The following is a 7,326-nucleotide window of genomic DNA, read 5'->3' on the forward strand; positions in this document are numbered from 1 at the left end:
GACTCAGTAGTTAAGTGACGATAGCCTAGGAGATACACCTGTACCCATGCCGAACACAGCAGTTAAGCCCTAGAACGCCTGAAGTAGTTGGGGGTTGCCCCCTGTTAGATACGGTAGTCGCTTAGCAAGTTGGAGAGAGATCTCCATTTGGGAGTTTAGCTCAGCTGGGAGAGCATCTGCCTTACAAGCAGAGGGTCAGCGGTTCGATCCCGTTAACTCCCATATAAGCGGGTGTAGTTTAGTGGTAAAACTACAGCCTTCCAAGCTGTTGTCGCGAGTTCGATTCTCGTCACCCGCTTTGAACATAGTTCATACCCAAACTTGGTTTGGGCGCGTAGCTCAGATGGTTAGAGCGCACGCCTGATAAGCGTGAGGTCGGTGGTTCGATTCCACTCGTGCCCATTATATGGTCCGTTGGTCAAGGGGTTAAGACACCGCCTTTTCACGGCGGTAACACGGGTTCGAATCCCGTACGGACTATATTTGGAGGATTACCCAAGTCCGGCTGAAGGGAACGGTCTTGAAAACCGTCAGGCGTGTAAAAGCGTGCGTGGGTTCGAATCCCACATCCTCCTTACTACTATCGCGGGATGGAGCAGCTAGGTAGCTCGTCGGGCTCATAACCCGAAGGTCGTAGGTTCAAATCCTGCTCCCGCAATTTCTTTAAGAATTTGGCTCGGTAGCTCAGTTGGTAGAGCAATGGATTGAAGCTCCATGTGTCGGCGGTTCGATTCCGTCTCGCGCCATTAATTTAATATTATATTTCGGAGAGATAGCGAAGAGGCTAAACGCGGCGGACTGTAAATCCGCTCCTTCGGGTTCGGGGGTTCGAATCCCTCTCTCTCCATACCTTTACGGGCATAGTTTAAAGGTAGAACTAAGGTCTCCAAAACCTTCAGTGTGGGTTCAATTCCTACTGCCCGTGTTATATGGCGGGTGTGGTGAAGTGGTTAACACATCAGATTGTGGCTCTGACATTCGGGGGTTCGATTCCCCTCACTCGCCTATTTTAATATTGGGGTATCGCCAAGCGGTAAGGCAAGGGACTTTGACTCCCTCATGCGTTGGTTCGAATCCAGCTACCCCAGTTCAACTATATGCCGGCGTGGCGGAATTGGCAGACGCGCTGGACTCAAAATCCAGTGTCCGCAAGGACGTGCCGGTTCGACCCCGGCCGCCGGTATAGTATTAAAGACAAGGTTTCTAAGCCTTGTCTTTTTGTTTTGAGGTTTTAAAATTTGAAGTTGAGTTACTAAAAATTACTTAATGTTTTGTAGTATAATATGTTATATAAGCAAGAGGAGGAGCCATTATATGAAGACACTTTATCATTATACAACAGTTGAAACATTGCTTCTGATATTAAATTATAAAACATTGAGGTTCAAAAGTTTACTTTATGTTGACGACCCATTAGAACCTTCAACTTCAGACTTTGGTAATCTAGGTGGATTTAAGTATGTGTCTTGTTGGACTGATACTCCTAATAGTATTCCACAATGGACAATGTATTCTGATAATATGACAGGAGTGTGTATAGGAATTAGTTTTGACAGAGAAACTGATGTCTTTTTAACGGAAAAATTTTCTTTTTCTGAATCTTCTGAACCAATTGATATGGTAAATGCATTACATCCTTTAAAATCAGGCTTATTAGTTACAAACAATAAATATGTACCTTCTTTGGAACAAATACGCTATACTGATGATGCTTCATTGATTACTCCTCGAGTAGTTTCTTCAGACGATAAATTCACAACTATTAATTTAGCTTCAAATGGTATCTATAAGACAACTGAGTGGAGTTTTCAAAATGAGCAAAGGTTTTCTTTTCAAATTTTTCCATTACCAATAGATTTAGTTTTGGAATCAATGAATACAAATAAAGGAGATTTGACTGAAATAATTAATAGTTTTATTTCTGTTAAACCTAAAGAATACTTTGATTTAGATTTAAATCCGACTATATTCAATAATATGACAATTACTTTTGGTAAAAGATGCTCTGCTGAAGATAAGTTGAAAGTATCAAAATTTTTAGAAGATAATAAATTCCATATTCCTTTATTTGATAGTTCTGTAAATATAAAGCCTTAAATTAGGTCATCTAATTTATCAGCTAAATCTTTCTGCTTGCTTGGATACAAGTGAGAATAGGTATCAATTGTAGTTGTTATAGAAGCGTGTCCTAGCCTTTCTTTCACAACTAAATACTTCCCCCTGATTTATCAATAGAGAAGCGTGTGAATGCCTAAAATCGTGTATGCGTATCTTTTTAAGAGTCGCATCACGTTCAAGAATTTTTTTGTACTGCTTTTCTATTGAATTTTTTGTAATCGTAATGGGACTACTTTGAAACACTTGTAGGCTCATGCTATCACTTGTAAATTGCTCTAATAGATGTTTTTGTTGCTGTTGCCAATATTGCAGTTCTTGACTTAATTTTTTATTGATGATAATTCTTCTTGTTCCTGCTTTAGTCTTAGTTGAACTGATATAGCTTACCCCTTTATTAACATATACAGATTTTGTGATATGAATTGTATTAGTTGAAAAGTCGATATCTTGCCATGTTAGTGCCAGTGCTTCTCCAAGTCTTAACCCAGTAAAGAATAGAAGAGTAAATAGTAATTTGATATTGTATTCTTCTGGTTCAAACAGTGTTAGAAACTGTTGAAATTCTTTGACTGTCCAAAACTGCATTTTAGTCTTTTCAATTGGTAATTTTTTGAGTAGCTTTACTGGGTTTGTAGTGTAATATCCTTTTCGCAAGCCGACGTCAAAAATCTTTTTAAGCAAAATCATGATTTTGTTGATAGTATTTGTGCTTAAAGGATTATCAGAATTTTGGGCAACTTTTCGCCTAAGATGTTCTCTGAACTGGTAAATATCTTCATAGGTTAGTTTTGCGACATTATCAACCTTTGAAAAATAACCTTTTATGTGTTTATTATAGTTATTTTCTTGTGTGTTGATATAGCTAACTTTTCGATGATTTATACTATCTTCTTCTTTTAGCAGTTCATAGAGCATTGAAAGGGTAATTTTAGCCCCGTAGAAGCGTTCTTTGAGCTCTACACTTCTTAGGTAGTGTTCTGCTTCAGTAGCCTCTTTCTTGGTCTTATAGCCCTTTCTGACTATTCTACGTTGCTTAAGTGTTATTGGGTCAAAACCATTGCTAATATCAACTATCCAACCGCCGTCTTTATCTTTTCTAATTGCCATATATTACCCCCTAGAAAGAGAGCTATTTTGGACATCAAAACCAAGTAATTCAGTAGCGATAGAAGCAGGGATAGTTCCAATACGCTTATTTTGATAAACCCTAAATCCTCTTGCTATTAAAAGCTCTTTCCCCTGTCTGATAATTCGTTTAGAAGTTCCCTCAGAGAAACCGAGGGCAATGAGGTCATTCTTATTTACGGTTGCTATCATGTGACTTACTCCTTTGTATCTAACTTTATCTTTTTGTAGGTAACGTGATTATCGAAATACTGTCCGTCTTTATAGACTTTGCTGGTGTATTCCGTTTCATATAGGACGGTTGAGTTATTATAGTCAAAAGTTTCATAAGTATAAAACTTATCCTCATCAGGCTTCTTCAAATTACGTGATGATAGATAGGCTTGTTTACCAAAGTTTTCCAATAGCTCCTGTCCGATACCTTTTTCAAAATATTTGGTAACATATCGACCGCGGTTTTCTTTGCTATCGACATCAACTTTATTTGCTATCGACATCAACTTTATTTATCCGTACTGCTCCATGTCTCCAAAGTTCCAAGAGTTGACGATGTGGAACAAAAGGAACGCTGAAAAGCAGAATATGAGCATGCCATGCCCCACGTTTTTGTTTTTCTAATACTGCTATATATCTCAATTGGCTTTTCTTAGTTTTAAATATGTGATAGTTAAAGCGTTTGATAAATGTTTTGAGTAAGTCTTTGAATTCGTTTCTATCGCTGATATTTTCTTTAGTGGTCAATGTGAGAAAAGAAGTCATATCATCAAAATTACAATCGACTAGACGGAGTAAGTTCCACTTTGCATCTAAGCGAGTTTTTTTCATACGTTCAAGACGTTGTTCTTGTTCTTCAGGTGTTAGTTCGTCAAATGTTCTGCGTTTTGATTTTTCCTTGCTTTCAGTATTAGTATCTATTGATTTTCCTTTTGAAAATATTGGCTTTTCATATTCCCAAATTTCAATATATGAAGCGGTGCGAATAATTTTTTTATTATAACTACTCATAAAAAAATGCACCCTTTGGTTGGCAGTCGCCAAAAGACTGGTTATATAATAAATAAACTAGGAGGAGCTTTGCTCCTCCCTACTTCTATCATGTGACCTAAGCACCGCTCCGCTAAACACGCTTCCAGCTTGCCGACCTCCAGTCGGCAGTTTTGCCTAGGTACATGATTAGAAGTATGATTATTTTGCTACAGGTAGAATGTCTGAACAAGAAAACCAGAGATTTCCGTTGAACTGCCCCACATTCAAATCCTTTAATATAACAGGACAAGTTTTATTATTTGCCATTTCTTGAACTGTCAAAGTAGGTGTTAAAGTATTTACTTTTACCTGTATCATTTCCATGAAAAAATCGCTATTCTCATCTTGAATTGACACATTAAGACGAAAGGCGGTAGGCTTACTGGTCTCTCTATCTAATACTTCTGTATAGCCTTTTACAGCAAAGAAGCGATTACCTAATAATTCTGGCTTCAAAAAATCATTTAATTTCATGATATCTTCCTTTCTTTTGACCTCCTGCGAAGCAGTCGGTTTGCTCTTTTTCTCTATTGGAAAGACTGCCTATTCCAACAGAGAAAAAGACCGTCATTAGTAGTTTGGTAGTATACTTCTAACTACCTGCAAAAATTCTTGTTTGGTTTTTACCTCAACGAATGGAACGATTGTTATCACTGGTTCAACAGAACCTATACCGTCAGCATAAAAGAGTGCTTCGCCTTTTCTATCAGATACAGTAGGCACGTTTTCCAGTTCACACATACTAAAAGCCATTTTCAATCGGTCGTTTCCTATATTTCCGAGGTATAAAACTGCTGATATTTGGTTTCTAAGTTCAACAGGAATATTCTCTGCATTTGGGTCTTGGGTACTAAGGCAGAGGTGGCAACCTGCCTGCCGTCCTTTGCGTGCAATCAAGCCTAAGTTTTGCAGAATTTCATTCCACAGCTCCTTACCTTGTTTACTAGAACCACAACTGTCACGGATAGAAGCTAACTCATCAACAAAGAGAAAATTAGGAGTCATCTCTAAATCATAGGCATCTGCATTTAATGAACTGTTCTGCTTGATAATTTCAAAACGTTCATTCATTATTTCTACAAACTGTCTTGATAATTTTGCTAACATTTGAGGCGAAGAGCCTACTGCTATTTGCTCCCCTAACTCTTCTTGAAGAAGTTTACCAAGGGCATATAAATCAGCTCCCTTACCATCAACTATTCCTAAATAAGTATTATCAGTAATGCCACAACCTTTAGCTATTGCATTAAATAAGTACCATTGTAGAGCTATTGTCTTTCTTGTTCCAGTTCGACCGTAAATCCCGAGATTAGTATTTGATTTTAGACTAAATTGCTGAGTATTTGATAGCTTGATTATTGGACTAGGAATATCTTCAAAAAATTCTTTAGTCAATGTATGGCTATTGAAAACATACTGTTCAATTTCTTCTATGTGACCGAGTTTATAAATAACATAATCAGGGAATTCTTGTTTTGATATTAGAGGCAGTCCTAATGTTGGTATAAGATACTCCTCTAGGTTTTTAAGAAGTTTTAAAAATTTATTACCAAAAAGTGGAACTGTAATAATTACATTATTATCAGACGCAATATCAAAATGTAATGTAGCACTGTTAATAACTACATTATCGTTTTCTTCATACAAATTCAAACTAATCAGCATATCGAATAAAGATTCTCTGACAAATAACACATTTTGAATTTTTGACATAAAAGAAGTTCTAAAAAAGAATTCTACAAGAATGATAAGGCTTATGAAGAAACATGACATAATCAATCTAAAAGGTATAAAGGGGATTGAAAGCCAAGTATTTATCAATAAGATACCCATTAGCAATTCAATCCCTATTCTACTAAGAAAAAGCCTATGAGAAGTAATAGCATAGGGATTAAACTTCACTCTCACGGATTTGTTCAGTTTCAGCATTTTCATACTTATTTTCCTCTTTCTCGCTAGAAACAATTATCTCAATACAAATAACTAAGACTAAAATAGTAACAATAGACATTAGAATTATGATTGTTTCTAATAATGGAGAATACGCACTAGTTAAGAAAAGGATGTAATACAATGCTACTCCGAAACCTGTGAAGAACATGTAAAATAAACTTCTATAAATATTTTTCATAACAAACTTTCTTTCTTTTTTCAAATAAGGGAGGGAACCCCTCCCACTGAATTAGATATAACTTTTAGGGTGACGTCTTGTCTTTCCTGCTAAGATGTCTTCCATCATGGTAGTGCAATCTTTGTAATGATGACGAACAGAGGCATATGCAAGTTTACGAGCTAGAGCTGTCTGAACAGTTTTAAGTCCAAGACGATTTTTTAAAGCGTCAGTGATAGGTGTTACATTTTGGGAAATTGTGACATCTCCTGTTAATGCATTAGCTTTGATTTGTAAGGCTTTAATTTGTGCAGGGCTGGCAGAGTAAATAAATTGAATGAGTGTCATAGTGTTTCTCCTTGTGAATTGTAGAAATATAGTGTAGGGATTTATAAATTATTCAGTACATGGCGAGGCTCTAGCTCTCATATCTTTCTCCTTTTGCATATAAAAATTTTAAAAAATATAAACGTGGTTATGTTGTTTAAAAAATAAACGATATAGATGTCGTCTATTTTTGAGTGTTTTCAAGATAAAACTTAGCAAGGAAATCTATTACCTGCCCTTGAGTTGGGGGATAACCTAAATTTCTTACTAGTTCGCCTGCAATGATCTCCAAATTTAGTTTGGTTGATTTATCTACAATTGCTGAAATATTTGTAGGATTATCAAACATACTGCTCGCTGGGACTGGTTTACCTCTTGCCATAAATCTCCTTTCATCATTATAACCATGTTTATAATTATAATAATGTTTCGCTACAGATTTGTCAACCCCTAACTTCTAAAAAGTTACTAAAAACAAAAAATTCTACCGTTTCCCAAATTTCAAGTTGAAGTTAGCCACCCAAAAGAAATTCACTTGGCGACTTGTAGTCCAAGCATTTTTTAGGGTAGTTGTTAATCCAATTTTCGATAAAAGCGACTTCTTTCGGAGTCGTTTTCTT

General features: G+C 36.4%; 7 protein-coding genes, 12 tRNA genes, 1 rRNA gene and 3 pseudogenes. 14 read left to right on the forward strand and 9 right to left on the reverse strand.

Translation table 11 applies throughout. The annotated features are described in order from the left end of the window. Positions 1 to 10: 10 nt before the first annotated feature. From rrf to ODU50_RS10050, 14 genes are all read left to right on the forward strand, one after another. Positions 11 to 126, forward strand: a 5S ribosomal RNA gene (rrf, locus tag ODU50_RS09985). 23 nt (positions 127 to 149) lie between these two features. Continuing rightward, positions 150 to 222 (forward strand) — tRNA-Val (locus ODU50_RS09990). A 5-nt stretch (positions 223 to 227) separates the two neighbouring features. Continuing rightward, positions 228 to 298, forward strand: a tRNA-Gly gene (locus ODU50_RS09995). A 30-nt stretch (positions 299 to 328) separates the two neighbouring features. Further along, a tRNA-Ile gene (locus ODU50_RS10000) sits at positions 329 to 402 on the forward strand. A 6-nt stretch (positions 403 to 408) separates the two neighbouring features. Further along, positions 409 to 480: transfer RNA gene (locus ODU50_RS10005), tRNA-Glu, on the forward strand. Between the two features lie 5 nt (positions 481 to 485). Continuing rightward, positions 486 to 575 (forward strand) — tRNA-Ser (locus tag ODU50_RS10010). A 9-nt stretch (positions 576 to 584) separates the two neighbouring features. Continuing rightward, positions 585 to 658, forward strand: a tRNA-Met gene (locus ODU50_RS10015). A gap of 15 nt (positions 659 to 673) precedes the next feature. Then, a tRNA-Phe gene (locus ODU50_RS10020) sits at positions 674 to 746 on the forward strand. 20 nt (positions 747 to 766) lie between these two features. Continuing rightward, positions 767 to 847 (forward strand) — tRNA-Tyr (locus ODU50_RS10025). 7 nt (positions 848 to 854) lie between these two features. Next, positions 855 to 925: transfer RNA gene (locus ODU50_RS10030), tRNA-Trp, on the forward strand. A 7-nt stretch (positions 926 to 932) separates the two neighbouring features. Then, positions 933 to 1,005: transfer RNA gene (locus ODU50_RS10035), tRNA-His, on the forward strand. Between the two features lie 11 nt (positions 1,006 to 1,016). Beyond that, positions 1,017 to 1,088: transfer RNA gene (locus ODU50_RS10040), tRNA-Gln, on the forward strand. Between the two features lie 11 nt (positions 1,089 to 1,099). Further along, positions 1,100 to 1,183, forward strand: a tRNA-Leu gene (locus ODU50_RS10045). Positions 1,184 to 1,314: 131 nt separating this feature from the next. Beyond that, complete coding sequence (locus tag ODU50_RS10050; RefSeq protein WP_105153631.1) at positions 1,315 to 2,097, forward strand: DUF2971 domain-containing protein; 783 nt, start codon at positions 1,315 to 1,317, stop codon at positions 2,095 to 2,097. On the opposite strand, the pseudogene ODU50_RS10055 reads toward ODU50_RS10050, so the two are convergent. From ODU50_RS10055 to ODU50_RS10095, 9 genes and pseudogenes are all read right to left on the reverse strand, one after another. Continuing rightward, a pseudogene (locus ODU50_RS10055) lies at positions 2,094 to 3,225 on the reverse strand (tyrosine-type recombinase/integrase). The gene ODU50_RS10050 and the pseudogene ODU50_RS10055 overlap by 4 nt on opposite strands. A 3-nt stretch (positions 3,226 to 3,228) precedes the next feature. Beyond that, positions 3,229 to 3,435, reverse strand: coding sequence for a DUF3173 domain-containing protein (locus tag ODU50_RS10060; protein ID WP_105153632.1), 207 nt, complete (start codon positions 3,433 to 3,435; stop codon positions 3,229 to 3,231). A 5-nt stretch (positions 3,436 to 3,440) separates the two neighbouring features. Next, positions 3,441 to 4,248, reverse strand: a pseudogene (locus ODU50_RS10065) (Rep protein). A 180-nt stretch (positions 4,249 to 4,428) separates the two neighbouring features. After that, positions 4,429 to 4,743, reverse strand: coding sequence for a hypothetical protein (locus ODU50_RS10070; RefSeq protein WP_018377892.1), 315 nt, complete (start codon positions 4,741 to 4,743; stop codon positions 4,429 to 4,431). A gap of 96 nt (positions 4,744 to 4,839) precedes the next feature. Then, positions 4,840 to 6,204, reverse strand: a complete 1,365-nt coding sequence (locus tag ODU50_RS10075; RefSeq protein WP_161947081.1) for a cell division protein FtsK — start codon at positions 6,202 to 6,204, stop codon at positions 4,840 to 4,842. Next, positions 6,161 to 6,400 carry a hypothetical protein gene (locus ODU50_RS10080; protein WP_105153633.1) on the reverse strand — a complete coding sequence of 80 codons (240 nt, stop codon included), beginning with the start codon at positions 6,398 to 6,400 and terminating at the stop codon, positions 6,161 to 6,163. The genes ODU50_RS10075 and ODU50_RS10080 overlap by 44 nt, the downstream gene beginning before the upstream one ends. 51 nt (positions 6,401 to 6,451) lie before the next feature. Next, positions 6,452 to 6,727, reverse strand: coding sequence for a hypothetical protein (locus ODU50_RS10085; protein WP_105153634.1), 276 nt, complete (start codon positions 6,725 to 6,727; stop codon positions 6,452 to 6,454). Positions 6,728 to 6,890: 163 nt separating this feature from the next. Further along, positions 6,891 to 7,088, reverse strand: coding sequence for a hypothetical protein (locus ODU50_RS10090; RefSeq protein ID WP_105153635.1), 198 nt, complete (start codon positions 7,086 to 7,088; stop codon positions 6,891 to 6,893). Between the two features lie 130 nt (positions 7,089 to 7,218). Beyond that, positions 7,219 to 7,326 (reverse strand): annotated as a pseudogene (locus tag ODU50_RS10095) (IS30 family transposase); the annotation flags it as partial.

This window comes from Streptococcus sp. 2020WUSS084, from assembly GCF_044427445.1.
In the GTDB taxonomy this organism is placed as follows: domain Bacteria; phylum Bacillota; class Bacilli; order Lactobacillales; family Streptococcaceae; genus Streptococcus; species Streptococcus suis.

Bases quoted from the DNA above. Each gene is read 5' to 3' on its own strand.
- ODU50_RS10050 (WP_105153631.1), top strand. From the start codon at position 1,315: ATGAAGACACTTTATCATTATACAACAGTTGAAACATTGCTTCTGATA.
- ODU50_RS10060 (WP_105153632.1), bottom strand. From the start codon at position 3,435: ATGATAGCAACCGTAAATAAGAATGACCTCATTGCCCTCGGTTTCTCT.
- ODU50_RS10070 (WP_018377892.1), bottom strand. From the start codon at position 4,743: ATGAAATTAAATGATTTTTTGAAGCCAGAATTATTAGGTAATCGCTTC.
- ODU50_RS10075 (WP_161947081.1), bottom strand. From the start codon at position 6,204: ATGAAAATGCTGAAACTGAACAAATCCGTGAGAGTGAAGTTTAATCCC.
- ODU50_RS10080 (WP_105153633.1), bottom strand. From the start codon at position 6,400: ATGAAAAATATTTATAGAAGTTTATTTTACATGTTCTTCACAGGTTTC.
- ODU50_RS10085 (WP_105153634.1), bottom strand. From the start codon at position 6,727: ATGACACTCATTCAATTTATTTACTCTGCCAGCCCTGCACAAATTAAA.
- ODU50_RS10090 (WP_105153635.1), bottom strand. From the start codon at position 7,088: ATGGCAAGAGGTAAACCAGTCCCAGCGAGCAGTATGTTTGATAATCCT.